A 16,563-nucleotide genomic window follows, 5' to 3' on the forward strand; every position below is an offset into this window, starting at 1 on the left:
GGATAAAAGTCAGCACCATGACTGAAACCCGGTTTCCGGGCAGTCCAAAAAACACTGCGCTGCCTACATGACCAAAGGTCAGCGGTCTGCCGGGTTTCATGGCAATTTTCCAGAAGTTGACCTGGCCCAGTTCAGTCAGAATGTCTTTGACATAATCAGCATCACCGACAGACACGCCGCCGGAGGTGATAATGACATCCGCTTCGCTTGAGGCTTGCAGGAATGCTGCTCTGAGCGCGTCCTTGTCATCGGCAACGACACCCATATCTCGAATGTCTGCGCCAAAGCGTTGCAACATGCCAAACAGAGTATAGCGATTGCTGTCATAGATTTGACCGGGAGCCAATGGCTGACCGAGTGATTTCAATTCATCGCCAGTCGAAAAAAACGCAATACGTGGCCGACGTCTAACCCGAAGTTCAGCCATACCGAGCGAAGCGATAAGGCCCAGGTCGGCAGGCGTAAGACGCCTGCCTTGTTCGACAACGACATCGCCAATTTGAAGATCTTCACCGGCATAACGAACATTTTGTCCAGCTCGCACGTCTTCGTGCAGTGTGACAGACAAGTCGTTGACTTCAGATCGCTCCTGCATCACCACCGTGTCACAGTCCTCTGGAACGACAGCTCCGGTCATGATTCTGACGCACTGTCCTGCTGTCAGGCTGCCAGAAAAAGGTTGACCTGCGTAGGCGTGACCGGCGAGTTGAAAGCTGTGTATTCCAGCTTGCCAGTCCCGACTGTGAATGGCATAGCCATCCATCGCCGAATTGTGATGTGGGGGTACTTGAACAGGTGAGTAAATTGTCTCATGCAGCACTTCACCTAATGCTTCTCTCAGCGCACAGTTGCGCCAGCTGTTAATCGGCGTGATGGCGGCCATAATCTTGGCCCGGGCAGACTCGACATCCAGTTTGATTGCTTCAACCGGATCCTGGCAACTGGGCTGAGGGCTAAATTCCGTCATGCGATCTCCATTGGCTGCTTTTGAGTTCGACAAAACTCAATAACAAAATCTGCGATCTGAGTCAGATTGTTCAGATCCAGCACTGGCAGTTCGGGGGGGGCATCGACCGCCTGGTCAGTGGCAAAAGCGATAATCGAGGGATCATCACGATAGAGTAACGGCTTGCCAAGGTCAGGGCGATGCAGTTCTATTTTGGCAAACTGCTCCTGTTTGAATCCTTCAACCAGTACCAGATCAAGATGCTGCTGCTCAAGACGCGATAAACACTCAGCTAACACCGGTTCGTCCCGGCGATCAGCATGTGTATGCATCAGTGCCAGTAAACGACGTGAAGCAACGACCACCTGACTGGCACCCGCTTCACGCATTCGGTAACTGTCTTTTCCCGGCACATCGATATCAAAGCGATGATGTGCGTGTTTGACCACTGCAAGCCGAAGGCCGCGGTCCTTGAGCTCTGGAATCAACTTCACCAGCAAACTGGTTTTTCCAGTGCCGCTAAAGGCGGCAAATCCCAAAAGTGGTAGAGGAAACTCTACCGGCCTCTGCTCGGTGATGTCTTCAGGGTGATTGAAGTTAATAAAACAGTCTTGCTGGTCGCTGAAATCAACCTCTATCAGCTGATGCCGCTGCATCCACAAATCAATTTTGCGTTCGCCCGAGGCAAGCCAGTGTTCCAAATCAGACTGCAGCTTGCGAGAAATTAACGCAAATACGGGCTGAATTCGTTGACCATCATGCGCAACGGCAATATCAGCCTGATGCATTAACAGGCTTTCCATCAGTCTTCTGCGCAGCAGCGAGCTTATCTGTGGACAGTCACACGGCACTGTTAAAATATAATCAGCCCGGGATTGTTTCATCGCAGACAGCATGCCGCTCAATGGACCTTGGTAGCCTTCCAGTAAATCCGTCGCTATCGGATAACCAAACGCTTGGTATTGCTCAATGTGCCTGTTGGCATTGATGGTCAGTGAGTCAACCTGACCCTTGAGCCGGTCAATTACATGGCGGATCAATGGCTGCTGCCGATAACTGATCAGTCCCTTGTCTTGCCCACCCATGCGTCGACCCTGGCCACCTGCCAGGATTACTCCGTTCACACTGGGAAAAGTTGCACGCTTCATGATTATTCGCTGTAAGATTTCATTGATGCAAAAACTGCGGAATAACACATGATCTCACCGCACTTATACGCGCTTATTATACTGCTAAATCAATCATTTGTTTGGGCTGATGCGCTTGATGTTCAGGTGGTAGGCCTGTTTCGGGATGTTGCCGTCGTTGAAATCAATCGGCAGCAATATGTGTTGTCGCCCAATCAGAGTACACCGGAAGGCGTCACTTTATTAAGTGCAAACAGTCAGCGTGCACTATTAGATATTAACGGCGAAACAACAGAGCTTGAACTCGGTGGAACCATTGGTGGCACATTCAGCCCGCCGCAGCAGGCCAGCGTGAGCGTCTGGCCACGCAATGGCTTGTATTCCACTACAGGCTCTATTAACGGGTTCAGCGTCGACATGCTGGTGGATACCGGTGCCAGCGCCATTGCGATGAATGCCGCCACAGCAAGGCGACTCGGGCTGGATTATCTGAATGCTCCCCGCGTGGGTGTCAGAACAGCTTCGGGCGAGGAATTAGCCTATGAAGTTCGCCTGGAACGCGTCGAGCTTGGAGAAATTCGCCGTTACAACGTCCGGGCAATTGTCATTGATGGGCCGCAACCCCAACAGACATTATTGGGGATGAGTTTTCTGGATACCCTGGAAATTAAGCGCGAAGGTGACAGACTGGAATTGCTGCAACGTTTCTGAACACAGCAACCGTTTTGCCTGGGTGATTCACCTAAGACCCAAGTGTCGTTGTCACTTGGACTAGTAGAGGCTTGCTCGCCTAACGCAATGATGAAGGTGAGCAACCGTACTCACGTTTGAACAAATAGGCAAAATAGCTGGGGTTAGCATAACCGATATTCAGAGACACTTCGGTGACTGATAACCCTTGCTCTAATAGCAATATTTTGCTCTGTTCTAGTCGTTGTCGTTGCAGGTAACGGTGGATGGGCTGGCCATAGATTACACGGAACCCTGTTTTCAATCGCTTCTCGTTAAGCCCGACTTTTCGGGCCAGTTCACTGATAGTCCATGGGAAGGCAATATTTTCCAACATCATCTGGTGTACTTGTTCTATTTTGCTTGCCTCTCTGTGAGTTAATGGTCGTTCGACGTTGGTTTTTCGACCTTGTTCAAGTATTTGCAAAAGATTCGCCAGAATATTCAGGGCGTGCGCTTCCAGTTGCAGATCGTGGTCTGGTGGTCCGAAGATATTATCAATGATGAATTGGGCAGCCTTATCGATCAGACGATTGGTGAGTGTGCAGCCCAGCCAGACATTATCAGAAGATGTGATGCAGGCTGGATGATTTTTATCCAGTTGTTTAAACAGGTCAAATTGTTGAAGTTTTTTCAGAAAGTCGAGCGTAAAACGAATATCAATGCCCTTAAACAGCGTATTAGGTGGCAACACCGAACAACCGCTGACCGGCTCAAACATGACGGAAATGTAGGTCCAACCCCGCTGGTAGGGGATGTCTAATGTCTGATTGCTGCTGGATGGATAAATCTCTCCTCGTCCCTTGCCTTCCAACATGATGTATATGGTCACACAGGGCTCCGCTTTCATGTGCGCAGTGTGTGTAAGTGTCTCCAGATTTAAATCAAAACCTGAAAGATCAAGTCCATCACGCAGATTAAGACGACAGGAGCGTCCACTGATTCCTGTCAGTTCACTCATGTATTTATCAAAATCATAGCCAACATTTCCCACTTCCTGTGTCGGGTCGCGCTGAAGAACCGGCCGTTCGCTGATTTTTAATTGCCGCATATCGCATCTCCTGACGAGTATTCTAAACTGATAATGATTCGTATTATCAAATAATACCCTTTCCCGTTTGTTTTTTCCCTAATCCCATTAGCACGCGGCTGAAAGCAAACTTAGTCTTGTCGCAGTATTTAACAGCGAGGATATGATGAATAAACAAAAAACACTTTATTGGATGATGGCAATAGCCATAGCCAACAGTCCGGTGACATGGGCAGAAACGCAGGATGAATCTGTAGAACTTTCAACGCTGGTCGTCAGCAGTAAACGCTCGACAGAACTGGAAAAGCTGGATGTTGAAACCAAGATCATCAGCAAGGAAACATTGGAAAAAACCGATGTTCAGTCACTGGATGGGTTAAACGGCCTGGCTCCAGGCTTGTCGATTTTGCAACGTGGTGCGCGCATCTATAACAACATTTCCTTACGTGGGCAAAGTTCGATGGACTTTTATGTGCCCAATGTTTTGGTCTATGTCGATGGACTGGTACAGGATCAAGGTACCTTGGGCCAGGCATTACCGATTGCCACACGTCAGGTAGAAGTACTGAATGGACCGCAGGGAACATTGTATGGCCGTGGAGCTGTCGGCGGGGTGATCAATATCATTACCGATAAACCTGGTGAAGGTAAGGATTTTGAGCTCAGCACCTCACAAAGCAATCTGAAGCAAATGGTCAGTGGGCGCGTGAATCAGGCGCTGGGAGATAGTGGTTTGTTTTTCGATCTCTCAGGACATTATCTCGATGAAGATGGAGAGTACAAAGGTCTGCTAAGTGGCAAAGATCTGGGTGACAGTCTCAATAAGCAGATTCAGGGCCGATTACGTTGGGCTCCGGAAAATTCACCATGGGATGTGATGTTGAGCTTGCGTCATGACGAGATTCGATCTTCCGAAGAACAATATGTACCTGAGAGTGATTTCAGTCGGCGAAGAGCGTTCCCGGTCGAAAATGAATACAGCTTGCGCCTGGATAGCTATGGGCTTATCGCCAGCTATGATTTTGACAAGGTAAAAGTATCTTCACTGACCAGTTATCAGGGCCGTGACTTTAATCGTGTGGTGTTTTCACAGGCCAGCCCGGAAAGTCAAAAGACTATTACACAGGAACTTCGCATTACATCATTGCCCAGTGCCTATGACACCTTCAGCTATCTGGCCGGGCTGTACTACGAAGATACTGATTTCAGTTTTGCGCGGCCTGGCTCTTTAATGGAAAGCAACCAGACCATGGAAACCATGGCCGCATTCGGTGAAGCCACATGGTATGTGACTGACAAACTGGATATCACCACCGGGCTGCGGCTGGATCGAAATAAAGTAAAAGCGGATGCCAGCTTTGCCGGAATCACTAATCAAGGCAGTGACACTTTTTACAGCACGTCACCAAAACTGGTATTTGGCTATCAGCTAACACCGGAAACCCGGGTTTATGCCTTGTACAGCGAAGGCAGCAAATCAGGTGGTTTCACCCGGGTTTCAACGCCTGCTATTGTGAATCAGAGCTATGACGCCCAAAAAGTGCGCAATTACGAGATGGGTATCAAAACACGCATGCTTGATGAACGGTTATGGTTATCGGCAGCGACCTATTTCACCAAAACCGATGATTACCAGTTATATCTGGGGTTTGCACCAAATCAGTATCTGGACAATATCGGTGAGACCGAAGTCAAAGGCATCAGTTTTGATAGTCATTTTGCGGCCACCGATCGTCTAAACCTGTTTGCCATGTGGGCATACAGTAAAGCGGAATTTACCGACTATGATGCTACTGATACCGATTTGAAAGGTAATGCCACACCGTATGTGCCTCGCTCGACTGCAAATGTCGGTCTGGAATATGACCTGCCAGTGCCTCAGTCAATCGGTAAGCTCAGCTTTCATACCAATGCGTTGTATACCGGCACTATGTACTTCGATCAGGAAAATGTAGATAAGCAATCGTCCTATACGCTTTGGAATGCCGGTTTACGCTGGCAGCCCCAGCACAATGTCAATGTGGATCTCTACGGCAATAATCTGAGCAATAAAGATTATGCAGTGTATATGTTCAATGGTGGACCTGGACTGGGCAATTTATACCAGTTGGGAAGAGGGCGTGAGATAGGCGTTAAGTTAACACTGAGTTATTAAGCGGATGTTGTTAAAACGCCTTAAATTCTGGATCTGGCTGCACAAGTGGAGCAGCCTGATCGCTATGCTGGTGATGCTGGTGGTGTTTGTTTCAGGCTTGCCATTGGTGTTCAAAGCCGAGATTGAATACTGGATGGGCTATGGCAGCGCTGAACGACAGGATCTGGATGAACTGGCATTGGATACGCTGGTTGCAGCCGCTGAACAGCGACGACAGGATAAAGTCGTGCAGTTTATTGTTTGGGATGACAACAAACCGGGCACGGTCATTATGTCAATGGCAGATACGCCAGATGAGGCGCCCTATCACAATATTTCACTGCTGGTCTCACCTTATGATGGGCAGATTATCCATGATGAAGCCGAGCCGCTGGCCTTTTTTGTAGATTTGCATACGCAACTGTTAATGGGTAAAGGCGGCACATTTTTACTGGGCATTATCGCGGTGTCACTAGTGTTGTCGCTACTATCAGGTGTGATGATTTATAAACCATTTGCAGGGCGACGAGAGTTTGGCGCAATTCGTAACGGTAAATCAAAACGGGCCAAATGGCTGGATGTGCATAATGTTCTGGGCATGGTTGTGTTTGGCTGGATGTTGGTGGTCGGAGGTACGGGTTTGATCAACAGCTGGGGTGAATACCTGGTGTATTTCTGGCGTGCAGATCAGGTGGCGGATATGACCCGTGCCTATCACAACACGCCAGCGCCGGATAAAACTCAGTTTGGCAGTGTGCATCATGCCTTGGAGATTGCCAGAGATCCCTTTCCGGAGATGGTGCCCTGGTTTATTGCCATGCCAGGATCAATGATGTCAGATGCACACCACTACACCATTTATTTGCGTGGCGCCACGCCAAGAACCGCACAACTGGTAAGGCCCGTTTTGGTCGATGCTGTAACACAAACTATTACCGATAGTCGTGAAATGCCCTGGTACATGAAAACGTTGATGTTATCGCAGCCGCTGCATTTCGGTGATTATGGTGGCCTGATGCTTAAAGTGATCTGGTTCCTGTTTACCTTGATATCTACGGTAGTGCTGATAACCGGTTTATATCTGTGGTGGGTGAGAAGAAAGCAACGTTATAACCCAGATAACTGGCAGGAGTTATTGCAGTCATGATGTTGAGTAATCACCCCGTTTTGATGCCGGTTGTTTTATTCGTCGTGACCATTATCGGCTTGGTGACCGCGCTAATGGGAGATGGTGTCTGGAATGGCGTGGCATGGTTGTGTCTGCTGATTCCGCTTTGGTATTGCTTACCAGTACTCAGAAAAAGCATAAATCGCACAGACTAAGTCAGCAAAACATCGTAAGTATGCGTTCGATTGAAACAAAAAAGCCGGGAGACCGTTAGGAGCTCCCGGCTTTTTTTTGATCTGGCCTTGAATCAGTCGAAGCCTTTGCTTATCAGGGCATAGGCTGAGTGATTGTGAATCGACTCGAAGTTTTCAGATTCGACGATATAGGCTTTGATGCGATCATCAGCATTCAGTCTGGCTGCCACATCACGCACCATGTCCTCGACAAATTTTGGATTGTCGTAAGCATGTTCGGTGACGTATTTTTCATCAGGGCGTTTCAGCAAGCCATAGATTTGGCATGAGGCCTCTTCTTCGACCAGATCAATCAAATCTTCGATCCAGATAAAGCTGTCGGTTTTCACCGTCAGTGTCACATGTGAACGCTGGTTATGTGCACCATAATCAGAGATGTTTTTGGAGCAGGGGCACAGGCTGGTCACGGGCACAATGACTTTAACAGTCATGCTGGTTTTCTGGTGATTGATTTCACCAATAAAACTCACCTGATAGTCCATCAGGCTGCGCACTTTTGAAATAGGTGCTTCCTTGTTGACAAAATATGGGAAGCTCATTTCGATGTAACCAGATTCGGCATCCAGACGCTCGGTCATTTCGCCGAGCATTTCGTGGAATGATTTAACTGTAATTTCACGTTCGTGCTGGTTGAGGATCTCAACAAAACGAGACATGTGAGTGCCTTTGAACTCGTGTGGCAGATTCACATACATATTGAAATTAGCGATGGTGTGCTGTTCACCAGTGGTGCGATCACTGACCACGACCGGATGGCGAATGTCCTTGATGCCTACTTTATCAATAGCGATGTGACGTTTGTCCTTGATGTTCTGGACATCTTCAATTTCGCCAGCGGCGACAGGTTTGGTCTGTTCGGTCATGGTGTTGGTGTTTCCTCACTGTATTTGACACAGGCGCGGTCGGTTTCCCAGACCGTGACGCCTGACACTTTGGCAGTGTCTGTGTTCAGGGTGCTGCTCAGTCGCTGATAAAAGAATCGGGCAATGTTTTCTGCCGTCGGATTGATTTCATCAAACGGCGGAATATCATTCAGGTAGCGATGATCCAGCGTTTTTGCCAATTCACGGGTCGCGGTTTTCATGGTTTTGAAATCCATGCCCATGCCATGCTGATTGAGCGCTGTCGCGGTCACTTCGACTTCAAGCTTCCAGTTGTGACCATGCATACGCTTGCAATCCCCTGGGTAGTCTCTCAGGGTGTGGGCAGAAGCGAAGTCAGCCAGAATTTTTAATGTATAGAGTGCGCTCATAATGTTGACTATTATACTCGGGAATTATGCTGGGTAACAGGCTATTATGACGCAAAAAAACGATTGATGGTATCGACCAATCCGTTTGAATCCAGCCCACAATCGGCCAGCATTTGCTGATGTTCACCATGTTCAACATAGCGATCCGGCAAGCCCAACATGCGAATATCAATGTTGTGGCCGACTTGTCGCAGATATTCGTTGACCGCGCTGCCTGCGCCACCCATCAAGGCATTTTCTTCAATGGTGACCAGCAGTTGATACTGCTCGGCTAGCTGGTCAATCAGTGCTGTGTCCAGTGGCTTGATAAAACGCATATTGATGACGGTAGCATCAAGTTTTTCTGCCGCCTGCAGTGCTGGCGCCAACATGCTGCCAAATGCCAGGATAGCTGTTTTTTTGCCTTGGCGAACGAGCGCCGCTTTGCCGATTTCGAGTGTTTCCAGTTGCGTGGAGATCTGGCTACCCGGCCCACCACCGCGGGGATATCGAACTGCGGCAGGTCCTTGGTGATAGAAGCCGGTGGTTAACATTTGCCTGCATTCGTTTTCATCGGCAGGGGCCATGACCAGCATGTTGGGAATGCAACGCAGATAACTGAGATCAAAACTACCTGCATGGGTTGGACCATCGGCACCGACCAGACCGCCGCGGTCAATGGCAAATAACACCGGCAAATTCTGAATGGCAACATCGTGGATCAATTGATCGTAAGCGCGCTGCAGGAAGGTGGAGTAAATAGCGACCACCGGTTTTTTGCCTTCACAGGCAAGACCTGCTGCCAGCGTGACGGCATGTTGCTCGGCAATGCCGACATCAAAATATCTATCCGGAAACTGTTCAGCAAAGGCGTTGAGTCCAGACCCTTCACACATGGCGGGCGTAATACCGATCAAGGCTTCGGATTCGCTGGCCATGTCACACAGCCAATTGCCAAACACCTGGGTGTAGGTGGGGCCTGATTTTTTGCTGTTAGCCGGGCTGACGCCGTGATATTTGCAAGGTTGTTGCTCGGCTGGCTCATAGCCTTTGCCTTTTTTGGTCACGATGTGCAGGAATTGAGGACCTTTGCGCATCCGCAAGTTGGTCAGTGTGGCGATCAGTGTGTCCAGATCATGCCCATCAATCGGGCCGATGTAGTTGAAGCCCATTTCCTCGAACAAAGTACCGGGAACGACCATGCCTTTCATATGCTCTTCAGCACGTCTGGCAATTTCCCAGGCGGGCGGAATCATTTCCAGGACTTTCTTGCTACCCTCACGCGCAGAGGCGTAGAACTTACCGGATAACAGACGCGCCAGGTAGTTGGCCATACCGCCGACATTTTTCGAAATCGACATTTCGTTATCGTTAAGTATGACCAGCAGATTGGTATCCAGATCACCGGCATGCGCCAGGGCTTCATAAGCCTGTCCTGCGGTGAGCGCGCCATCGCCAATAATGGCAACGCTGTGGCGATCTTCACCATTCATTTGTGCAGCCAGTGCCATTCCTAATGCAGCACTGATAGAGGTGCTTGAATGGCCAACCCCAAAAGTGTCGTATTCACTTTCGCTGCGTTTAGGAAAACCTGACAAGCCATCGGGCTGACGCATGGTATGCATCAAGTCGCGCCTGCCGGTGATGATTTTATGTGTATAGCTCTGATGCCCTACATCCCAGACAAGGCGATCATAGGGTGTGTCAAACACATAGTGCAGTGCCAGTGTTAGCTCAACCACACCCAGGTTGGATGAGATATGACCACCTGTTTGCTGCACACTCTCGACAATCAACTGGCGGATTTCTGAGGCCAGAGGTTGCAGTTGTTTGCGCTCGAGCGCCCGCAAGTCTTCCGGACTGTTAATCTGTTTGAGTAAGGAGGTCTTGCTGTCCATAGCCTCTAGTGCGCTCGCTTGATGACATAATGTGCAATGGCGACCAGAGCACGGCTGTCTATGGCCAAAGATTCAACCGCCGAGATGGCTTCAGCTATCAAGTCCTGTGCTTTTTGTCGGGCTTGTTCGAGCCCGAGTAGCGCCGGATAAGTCGGTTTGTTGAGTGCGATATCAGCGCCTTGGGTTTTCCCCAGTGTCTGTGTGTCAGCCGTCACATCCAGCACATCATCCTGCACCTGAAATGCCAGTCCAATGGCCGCAGCATAGCGATCAAGCGATTCAGCCTGAGTTGCATCGTAGTTATCAGAGGCCTGAGCACCCAAGGCCACTGCGGCTCTGATAAGCGCGCCGGTTTTCAGTTGATGCATGGTTTGCAGGGCGTTTAAATCCAGTGTTTTGCCGACGGACTCGAGATCAATGGCTTGGCCACCGGCCATACCAAAAGCGCCTGCGGCCTGAGCGAGTGTTTTCACCATGCGGGCTTGTTTGACCGGCGCAATTTCGTCATCACAAAGTGTTTCAAAAGCCAGGGTTTGCAGTGCGTCACCGACCAGTAATGCAGTGGCGTCGTCATAAGCTTTATGGCAAGTGGGGCGGCCTCGGCGCAAGTCGTCGTTATCCATGATCGGCATATCATCATGAACAAGAGAGTAGGCGTGGATCATTTCGACCGCCGCCGCAGCGGCATCCAGTGTTGTATCCGGTGCGGCGAGTGCTTGCCCTGTAGCGTAAACCAGCAGGGCGCGAAAGCGTTTGCCGCCATCCAGTGTTGAATACCGCATCGCTGAGAGCAGACGGAGAGAAGTCAGGCTATCCCGGTCGGCCAGTCTTTGTTGCAAGGCGAGTTCGACTTGTTGCTGGTGCTGAAGCATCCAGTCATTGAGCGCAAAAATCTGTGTCACGTGTCGTCGTTATCTGTTTCAAAGTCGACCAGACTGGCTTGGCCGGCCTGCTGCATCAGAACCTGTACTTTTTGTTCAGCTGCCTGCAGTGCTTCCTGACAGTCGCGACTCAAAAGTACGCCGCGTTCGTAGAGTTTGAGTGATTCTTCGAGGCTAATATCGCCTTGCTCCAGTCGCTCAACCAGTGTTTCGAGTTCAGCGACCGCGGCTTCATAGTCAAGTTTTTTGCGTTTCGCCACCATATCAGGCCCGCTACAGAAAATCTTTAATACGCCATTATATGTGAATCAACAGACCATTGCCTGCTGGATTGTTTTTTTAATTGTGTTTACGCTGTCGTGTTTTGATCAGTTTTATACGGTCCATGCCAAATATTATTCGCGGTTTTCATAATCTGCCATCCACGACCGACAATGGCTGCGTCGCTACCATAGGGAATTTTGATGGTGTGCATCTGGGACATCAGGCTGTGCTGAATCAGCTGGCGATGAAAGCAGACATGTTGCACTTGCCTGCGGTTGTCATCACATTTGAACCGCAGCCATTCGAATATTTTGTCCCTGAAAAAGCGCCGGCCCGACTCACCCGTTTCCGAGAAAAAGTGGAAGCTTTGCGTGCCTACTCAATTCGACACTTGTGTGTGTTGCGCTTTAACAGGCAACTTGCTGATATGTCGGCTGAAATGTTTATTCAGCGACTGTTGGTCGAGGGCTTGCAAGTACGCTATCTGGTGGTGGGCGATGACTTTCGTTTTGGCAAGGGCCGCAGGGGTGATTTTGCCCTGCTGCAGCAAGCCGGACGAGCCCATGGCTTTCAAGTGGTGAATATGCACACTTTTGCGGTCGATCAGATGCGAGTCAGCAGTACACGTATTCGTGAAGCACTCAATCAGGGCGATTTGGGACTTGCAGAAAAATTACTGGGTCGGCCTTATCGTATGAGCGGCCGTGTGGCACATGGCGATAAACGAGGAAGACAATTAGGCTTCCCGACGGCGAATATTTATCTACATCGTCATAAGGTGCCGCTGAGTGGTGTTTATGCCGTGCAGTTATTCGGTATTGATGAAGAGCCCGTTAATGGCGTTGCCAACATTGGCGTGCGGCCCACCATTGGTGGAGGCAAAGCCTTGCTGGAAGTGCATTTGTTTGATTTTAATCGCGAAATCTACGGTGCACATGTCCAGGTGTATTTTCTGAGCAAATTGCGTGATGAAGGCAAATTCAGTTCGCTGGAGCAATTGAGTCAGCAAATTCGCAAAGATGCGCAGCAGGCGCGTGACTATTTTGATATGTAGGGTCTGTTAATCTTTCACGACCATCATTGCTGACAGCTATTGAGGTATTCAGAGTAAGAGCGCCAGCAGTAAAACTGCTAGCAGAAGACCCAGCGTCATTGCGGCTTTGGTCATCATCGAACTGGAGCTTTGTATCGCGCAATCGTGTTCAACCTTGTTGTTGAGATATTCCGCGATCAGCTGTTGTGCCTGTTCGAAATCAGCCTCATCCAGCAAATAGACTTTCACAAAATCGCTTGCCGGAAGTTCGCCAACCGCGCCTTGCAGAAAAAAACCATTTACCTGGGTTTGCAGACCTGCATTTTCCAGCATGCCTGCGACAATATGCGCCTCACTGATGTCACTGGCTTCGAATATCAGTTTCATCCGTTGGTAATCTGACCTTCAATCGCTTCAAAACGGGCAATCATTCTGCCTGTGTTGTCATAAAGTTGAAGGTGCTGTCCGGTAATTCGCCAGCCACGAACTTGTTCAAGCGCCAGATGTAGTGCCTGAGCAGTTTCCATGCCGCTGGGGCAGGCCATCATGGTGCTGGCAACCTGACGAAAGCGTAGTTGTTGATCGTTGAGTACATAAGCCCCCATCAGACGGTTGCAGCCGTCAGAGCCAGACATGCGACGTTCAGCGTGATCCAGAATGATGTGCGCTTCCTGATTGCTTTGTTCAGGAATGATCGGCGTGTTGTCCAGACGAGTCAGTTTCCAGTAGGTATTTTCAAGTACGGCGGTTTTGCCTTGCTGGCCGCAGGTTTCTCCTGGCCAGATGCCGTGAACTTCATTCAGTTTCAGTGACGGTTTTATCTTCGCAGTGTTACGATCGGGTATTTGAGTCAGTGTGCCATTGAGTGTGACCAGTAACTGCTGAGCGGGGTGGGCGCGCATTTCCATATAGGCGCGTTGCAAAGGCATGTTGTCACCTTCAAGTTTCACCGGCCAGCGTTGACCTGAGATGCATTCTGTCAACAGCCCGGAGCCTGCTATATAGCGGTAGTTACCGCGAAGCTCCAGCTCTGCATCGAATGGTTCGAATTCTTGGTTACGCGTGAGCTGATAACTCAGCATACTATCAATATCACGTCCTTCAGGATCCTGTAGCGTCAGGGTGGAGGCATCAATTGCACGAAATCGCAGCAGCTCCTGTTCGCTGTGTAATTGCAATTGTTGATTGGTGGAGATGCTCCAGCGTCCCAGTTGATAATCCACTTCATCGCGTTCCAGATATTCACGACGCAGCAGATACCAGCGGTCATTCATCAAATTCAGTTGATGTCTGATCCCAGGACAATCGGCGCAGGGAAGCGTGCCCGCAAAACTTGCGGGCAGACTTTCAATGACTTTTCCAAGCGGATGACTATCAACGGTTGAACCGGTTTGATCCTGCTGACAACCTTGCAGAAACAGCGTGAATATCATCAGTATTGGCAAGCAATAGTGCATCACTGACTCCAGAAATGATGGCAAATATTATGCTCTGACATGATTTCTAGCGATGATACTCACCCTCGCGTTCTGGTTGGTAAATAATTTCCTCAATCCTGACCTGCATCACACGGCCGTCACTACCCGGCCATTCGATTTCATCCCCCTGACGCAAGCCCAACAAAGCGCTGCCAACAGGGGCGAGGATGGAGATCTTATTACCGGAATCATCCATATCTTTCGGGTAAACCAGTGTCAAACAAAAATCATCCTTTGATGATGACACACGAAAACGTACGGTTGAATTCATGGTGACAACATCATTGGGCATTTCGGTGGATGGCAGAATTTCAGCGCGATCAAGCTCTGCCTCCAATGCTTCTCGAGCTGAAAACTCTTTTTCGGGCAGTGAGGCGAGCAATTTATCCAGTCGCTCGGCATCTTGTTCCGACACAATGATATTGGGCTTTGTTGCCATGGCAGGACTCCAAATGTCGTAAATAGTGTCCGAATAGCACCATGACAAACGGCTGAAAAGATTGTCTGGGGAATCGGGCACGGAAATGTTGTTACAGAAGATCAGCAGCCACACAAAATGTGACTTGCTGTATGGCTATCATGCCATATTCGTCAGCGGTATTTAAGCGACTAAATTCATTGTTTGATAAATGTCTTGAATTCATTGCAGTTGCATGAATTCAGGCAACAAAAAAACCGCCCGAAGGCGGTTTTTTTGTCACAGCGATTGCTTCAGGCTTTGGTCAGTGCGGCTGCAAGCTTGCCAGAGAGCATGGCGAAAACCGCGCCGAGAACGCTTGAAACAGTGACCAACAATACTGGATTGGTCATGTCCAGTGCCGTTACCGAGCCTGCATTTGCTGTTTGCAAGGCATAAGCTGCGGTTGCTGCGTAGCCATAGACATTGGCTGGCACCACCGACAACAGATCAAAGCGGGCGACAAACACCAGAAAAAACACGGTCACACCGATATAGACCGCCGGACCAAACACACCGGGCAGAAATAGAGGGTTAAGGTTGACCAGTAACAATGCGATACCGGCAATTACTGCGCCATAAGCCATACCCACAATAGTTTTCTGTAATGCTGGTGTATCAGCGCCAGTATGAAAATAGCAGGCCCATGCCAGAAAACCGGCCCATACCAGAACGAACCCGGATAGCGGGCCCAGAGCCAAAAATGCCCAGACCGCACCCAGTACAGCAATGCTTGTCGATAATGCAGTGAGCTGAGACATACAGTTTAACTTTGACATACATTTCTCCCGTTGCTTTTATTGGTTGTGTATGCATGCCAGCTTAATGTGAATAATTATAGGAATATCAGTCAGCTAGCATGCACGAGCGATACTAGACCTAAAATTACACTGCTGTAAACCTATTTGCCCAAAATTGGTGCAAATTTAGAATTTGATGATTATCAATAGGCAAATCAGACGTTTATTGATAAGGCGTTGACTTGTCTGGTGATGATTGGAGCAGAAAGGTGTATATCAATGGTTGATACCGAACATGCGCAATCGGGGGCTTTGCCTATGTGCAATGGCGCGCTTGGCTGAGATGCTAATGGCGCGGTTGCAGTATCATGAACTGATTGGGTTCACCCACGACATAGATGCGTCGGTCATTATCAACGGCAACGCCTTCCGGTTGTCTGAGCCAGGCGGTCAAGCCAAGATCCCCGCGGCGCAGGCTGAGTCTTGAAAGCTCACGACCTTGCATGTCGATAACATGCAGACTGTCGGATGACTCGCTTAATATCAGTAGCTTGTCTGTTTCTCCGGGCAGGCTGGAAATTCCGGCGAAATCACGCACATTCAGTTGAATTTCTTGGATTTCAGAAAAATCTTGTCTGCCATTATCAGTATCAACCGGGCCTTGCCAGATGGTGGGAGGATTCTCAATGGCAGCAATCAGGCCGAATTGCTCCATAAAAGCCACACCCTCGATACCGGCATTGCGTTTGTCTTCCTCAGCAATGTTGATTACGGTTGAATCAGAATGACGAAGAACGGAGGTGTCATCATTAATCTCCACCAACACCAGGTTGTAACGCTGTTCTTCGGCAATGACAAACAGATTGTCTTTAATGTGTGCAATGGATTCAGTGTCCCGAAACCCACTAAGTTCGATGGTGCGTAATAGCTCACCTTGCTTGCTGAGGACGTGCACTTCTCGAGGTTTGTTGGTGATGGCAAACAGTGTGTCAGAGTCGGCGTGATAGGTCAGCCCAGAGAGGTTTGAGCGGATACCATTGATGCGAATGGGTTGTCCGACCAGTTCATATTGTTGCAAATCCCATCGTTCGCTTGAGCCATCCAGCGGTGATTTGTCTGGGTAATGCCAGATGAGCCAGCCTATCCCACTGGTCAGAACAAGTATCACAAAAATCAGCGAGTATTTTGCAATTCGGGACATTGGTATGACCGCAGCATAGATTCAAAACGGCGATTATTGCCAGCGCAACTTA

18 protein-coding genes are annotated in these 16,563 nt (G+C 49.3%); 5 read left to right on the forward strand and 13 right to left on the reverse strand.

The window, feature by feature from the left end; genetic code table 11:
• Together moeA and mobA are read right to left on the reverse strand one after the other, a co-directional pair.
• Nucleotides 1-967: molybdopterin molybdotransferase MoeA (gene moeA, locus MPL1_RS02640; RefSeq protein WP_009725581.1), on the reverse strand; the 967-nt coding region annotated here is incomplete at its 3' end.
• A complete protein-coding gene (gene mobA / locus MPL1_RS02645; RefSeq protein WP_040576817.1) occupies nt 964-2,094 on the reverse strand; it encodes a molybdenum cofactor guanylyltransferase MobA in 1,131 nt (376 codons plus the stop codon). The genes moeA and mobA, both read right to left, overlap by 4 nt.
• A gap of 48 nt (nt 2,095-2,142) precedes the next feature.
• On the opposite strand from mobA, the gene MPL1_RS02650 reads away from it, so the two are divergent.
• The gene (locus MPL1_RS02650; protein ID WP_009725583.1) at nt 2,143-2,784 is read left to right on the forward strand and encodes a retropepsin-like aspartic protease family protein; all 642 of its coding nucleotides are present in this window, start codon (nt 2,143-2,145) and stop codon (nt 2,782-2,784) included.
• Between the two features lie 79 nt (nt 2,785-2,863).
• Here the strand turns inward: MPL1_RS02650 and MPL1_RS02655 are convergent, their stop codons facing one another.
• Nucleotides 2,864-3,853, reverse strand: a complete 990-nt coding sequence (locus MPL1_RS02655) for a helix-turn-helix transcriptional regulator (protein WP_009725584.1) — start codon at nt 3,851-3,853, stop codon at nt 2,864-2,866.
• Nucleotides 3,854-3,995: 142 nt separating this feature from the next.
• Here MPL1_RS02655 and MPL1_RS02660 point away from each other — a divergent pair, with 142 nt between their 5' ends.
• From MPL1_RS02660 to MPL1_RS13580, 3 genes are read left to right on the forward strand one after another with little or no spacing between them, the layout of a single operon-like run.
• Nucleotides 3,996-5,987: a TonB-dependent receptor gene (locus tag MPL1_RS02660; RefSeq protein WP_235045507.1), complete on the forward strand. Its 1,992-nt coding sequence runs from the start codon at nt 3,996-3,998 to the stop codon at nt 5,985-5,987.
• A 4-nt stretch (nt 5,988-5,991) separates the two neighbouring features.
• A complete protein-coding gene (locus MPL1_RS02665; protein ID WP_009725586.1) occupies nt 5,992-7,113 on the forward strand; it encodes a PepSY-associated TM helix domain-containing protein in 1,122 nt (373 codons plus the stop codon).
• Entirely contained in the window at nt 7,110-7,289 is a 180-nt protein-coding gene (locus MPL1_RS13580; RefSeq protein ID WP_152417557.1) for a hypothetical protein, read from the forward strand. Before MPL1_RS02665 ends, MPL1_RS13580 begins: the two co-directional genes overlap by 4 nt.
• A 92-nt stretch (nt 7,290-7,381) precedes the next feature.
• Here MPL1_RS13580 and folE2 read toward each other — a convergent pair whose 3' ends face one another.
• Genes folE2 through MPL1_RS02690 form a run of 5 tightly spaced genes read right to left on the reverse strand, consistent with a single transcriptional unit; the run spans nt 7,382 to nt 11,601 of the window.
• Nucleotides 7,382-8,191 carry a GTP cyclohydrolase FolE2 gene (gene folE2, locus MPL1_RS02670; RefSeq protein WP_009725587.1) on the reverse strand — a complete coding sequence of 270 codons (810 nt, stop codon included), beginning with the start codon at nt 8,189-8,191 and terminating at the stop codon, nt 7,382-7,384.
• Nucleotides 8,188-8,580, reverse strand: a complete 393-nt coding sequence (gene queD / locus MPL1_RS02675; RefSeq protein ID WP_083859198.1) for a 6-carboxytetrahydropterin synthase QueD — start codon at nt 8,578-8,580, stop codon at nt 8,188-8,190. Before queD ends, folE2 begins: the two co-directional genes overlap by 4 nt.
• A 44-nt stretch (nt 8,581-8,624) precedes the next feature.
• Nucleotides 8,625-10,457 (reverse strand): 1-deoxy-D-xylulose-5-phosphate synthase, encoded by a 1,833-nt coding sequence (dxs, locus tag MPL1_RS02680; protein ID WP_009725589.1) that lies wholly within the window; start codon nt 10,455-10,457, stop codon nt 8,625-8,627.
• A 5-nt stretch (nt 10,458-10,462) separates the two neighbouring features.
• Nucleotides 10,463-11,329, reverse strand: a complete 867-nt coding sequence (gene ispA, locus MPL1_RS02685) for a (2E,6E)-farnesyl diphosphate synthase (protein WP_040576819.1) — start codon at nt 11,327-11,329, stop codon at nt 10,463-10,465.
• A gap of 26 nt (nt 11,330-11,355) precedes the next feature.
• Nucleotides 11,356-11,601, reverse strand: coding sequence for an exodeoxyribonuclease VII small subunit (locus tag MPL1_RS02690; protein WP_200858778.1), 246 nt, complete (start codon nt 11,599-11,601; stop codon nt 11,356-11,358).
• A gap of 122 nt (nt 11,602-11,723) precedes the next feature.
• Between MPL1_RS02690 and ribF the strand changes: the two genes are divergently transcribed.
• Nucleotides 11,724-12,656, forward strand: coding sequence for a bifunctional riboflavin kinase/FAD synthetase (gene ribF, locus MPL1_RS02695; RefSeq protein ID WP_009725592.1), 933 nt, complete (start codon nt 11,724-11,726; stop codon nt 12,654-12,656).
• Nucleotides 12,657-12,704: 48 nt separating this feature from the next.
• Here the strand turns inward: ribF and MPL1_RS02700 are convergent, their stop codons facing one another.
• From MPL1_RS02700 to MPL1_RS02720, 5 genes are all read right to left on the reverse strand, one after another.
• On the reverse strand, nt 12,705-13,022 hold the full coding sequence (locus MPL1_RS02700) for a putative signal transducing protein (RefSeq protein WP_009725593.1): 318 nt from the start codon (nt 13,020-13,022) through the stop codon (nt 12,705-12,707).
• Entirely contained in the window at nt 13,019-14,092 is a 1,074-nt protein-coding gene (locus tag MPL1_RS13190; RefSeq protein WP_009725594.1) for an META domain-containing protein, read from the reverse strand. Before MPL1_RS13190 ends, MPL1_RS02700 begins: the two co-directional genes overlap by 4 nt.
• Nucleotides 14,093-14,138: 46 nt before the next feature.
• A complete protein-coding gene (gene rnk, locus MPL1_RS02710) occupies nt 14,139-14,552 on the reverse strand; it encodes a nucleoside diphosphate kinase regulator (RefSeq protein ID WP_009725595.1) in 414 nt (137 codons plus the stop codon).
• A 272-nt stretch (nt 14,553-14,824) separates the two neighbouring features.
• The gene (locus MPL1_RS02715; RefSeq protein WP_009725596.1) at nt 14,825-15,349 is read right to left on the reverse strand and encodes a DUF1097 domain-containing protein; all 525 of its coding nucleotides are present in this window, start codon (nt 15,347-15,349) and stop codon (nt 14,825-14,827) included.
• A 307-nt stretch (nt 15,350-15,656) separates the two neighbouring features.
• Complete coding sequence (locus tag MPL1_RS02720) at nt 15,657-16,511, reverse strand: SdiA-regulated domain-containing protein (protein ID WP_009725597.1); 855 nt, start codon at nt 16,509-16,511, stop codon at nt 15,657-15,659.
• Between the last annotated feature and the right edge of the window lie 52 nt (nt 16,512-16,563).

The organism is Methylophaga lonarensis MPL, from assembly GCF_000349205.1.
Lineage (GTDB): Bacteria > Pseudomonadota > Gammaproteobacteria > Nitrosococcales > Methylophagaceae > Methylophaga > Methylophaga lonarensis.

Bases quoted from the DNA above. Each gene is read 5' to 3' on its own strand.
- MPL1_RS02660 (WP_235045507.1), top strand. From the start codon at position 3,996: ATGATGAATAAACAAAAAACACTTTATTGGATGATGGCAATAGCCATA.
- MPL1_RS13580 (WP_152417557.1), top strand. From the start codon at position 7,110: ATGATGTTGAGTAATCACCCCGTTTTGATGCCGGTTGTTTTATTCGTC.
- queD (WP_083859198.1), bottom strand. From the start codon at position 8,580: ATGAGCGCACTCTATACATTAAAAATTCTGGCTGACTTCGCTTCTGCC.
- MPL1_RS02690 (WP_200858778.1), bottom strand. From the start codon at position 11,601: ATGGTGGCGAAACGCAAAAAACTTGACTATGAAGCCGCGGTCGCTGAA.
- MPL1_RS02655 (WP_009725584.1), bottom strand. From the start codon at position 3,853: ATGCGGCAATTAAAAATCAGCGAACGGCCGGTTCTTCAGCGCGACCCG.
- MPL1_RS02665 (WP_009725586.1), top strand. From the start codon at position 5,992: ATGTTGTTAAAACGCCTTAAATTCTGGATCTGGCTGCACAAGTGGAGC.
- MPL1_RS02720 (WP_009725597.1), bottom strand. From the start codon at position 16,511: ATGTCCCGAATTGCAAAATACTCGCTGATTTTTGTGATACTTGTTCTG.
- folE2 (WP_009725587.1), bottom strand. From the start codon at position 8,191: ATGACCGAACAGACCAAACCTGTCGCCGCTGGCGAAATTGAAGATGTC.
- ribF (WP_009725592.1), top strand. From the start codon at position 11,724: ATGCCAAATATTATTCGCGGTTTTCATAATCTGCCATCCACGACCGAC.
- ispA (WP_040576819.1), bottom strand. From the start codon at position 11,329: ATGCTTCAGCACCAGCAACAAGTCGAACTCGCCTTGCAACAAAGACTG.
- dxs (WP_009725589.1), bottom strand. From the start codon at position 10,457: ATGGACAGCAAGACCTCCTTACTCAAACAGATTAACAGTCCGGAAGAC.
- MPL1_RS02650 (WP_009725583.1), top strand. From the start codon at position 2,143: ATGATCTCACCGCACTTATACGCGCTTATTATACTGCTAAATCAATCA.
- rnk (WP_009725595.1), bottom strand. From the start codon at position 14,552: ATGGCAACAAAGCCCAATATCATTGTGTCGGAACAAGATGCCGAGCGA.
- MPL1_RS02700 (WP_009725593.1), bottom strand. From the start codon at position 13,022: ATGAAACTGATATTCGAAGCCAGTGACATCAGTGAGGCGCATATTGTC.
- MPL1_RS02715 (WP_009725596.1), bottom strand. From the start codon at position 15,349: ATGTCAAAGTTAAACTGTATGTCTCAGCTCACTGCATTATCGACAAGC.
- MPL1_RS13190 (WP_009725594.1), bottom strand. From the start codon at position 14,092: ATGCACTATTGCTTGCCAATACTGATGATATTCACGCTGTTTCTGCAA.
- mobA (WP_040576817.1), bottom strand. From the start codon at position 2,094: ATGAAGCGTGCAACTTTTCCCAGTGTGAACGGAGTAATCCTGGCAGGT.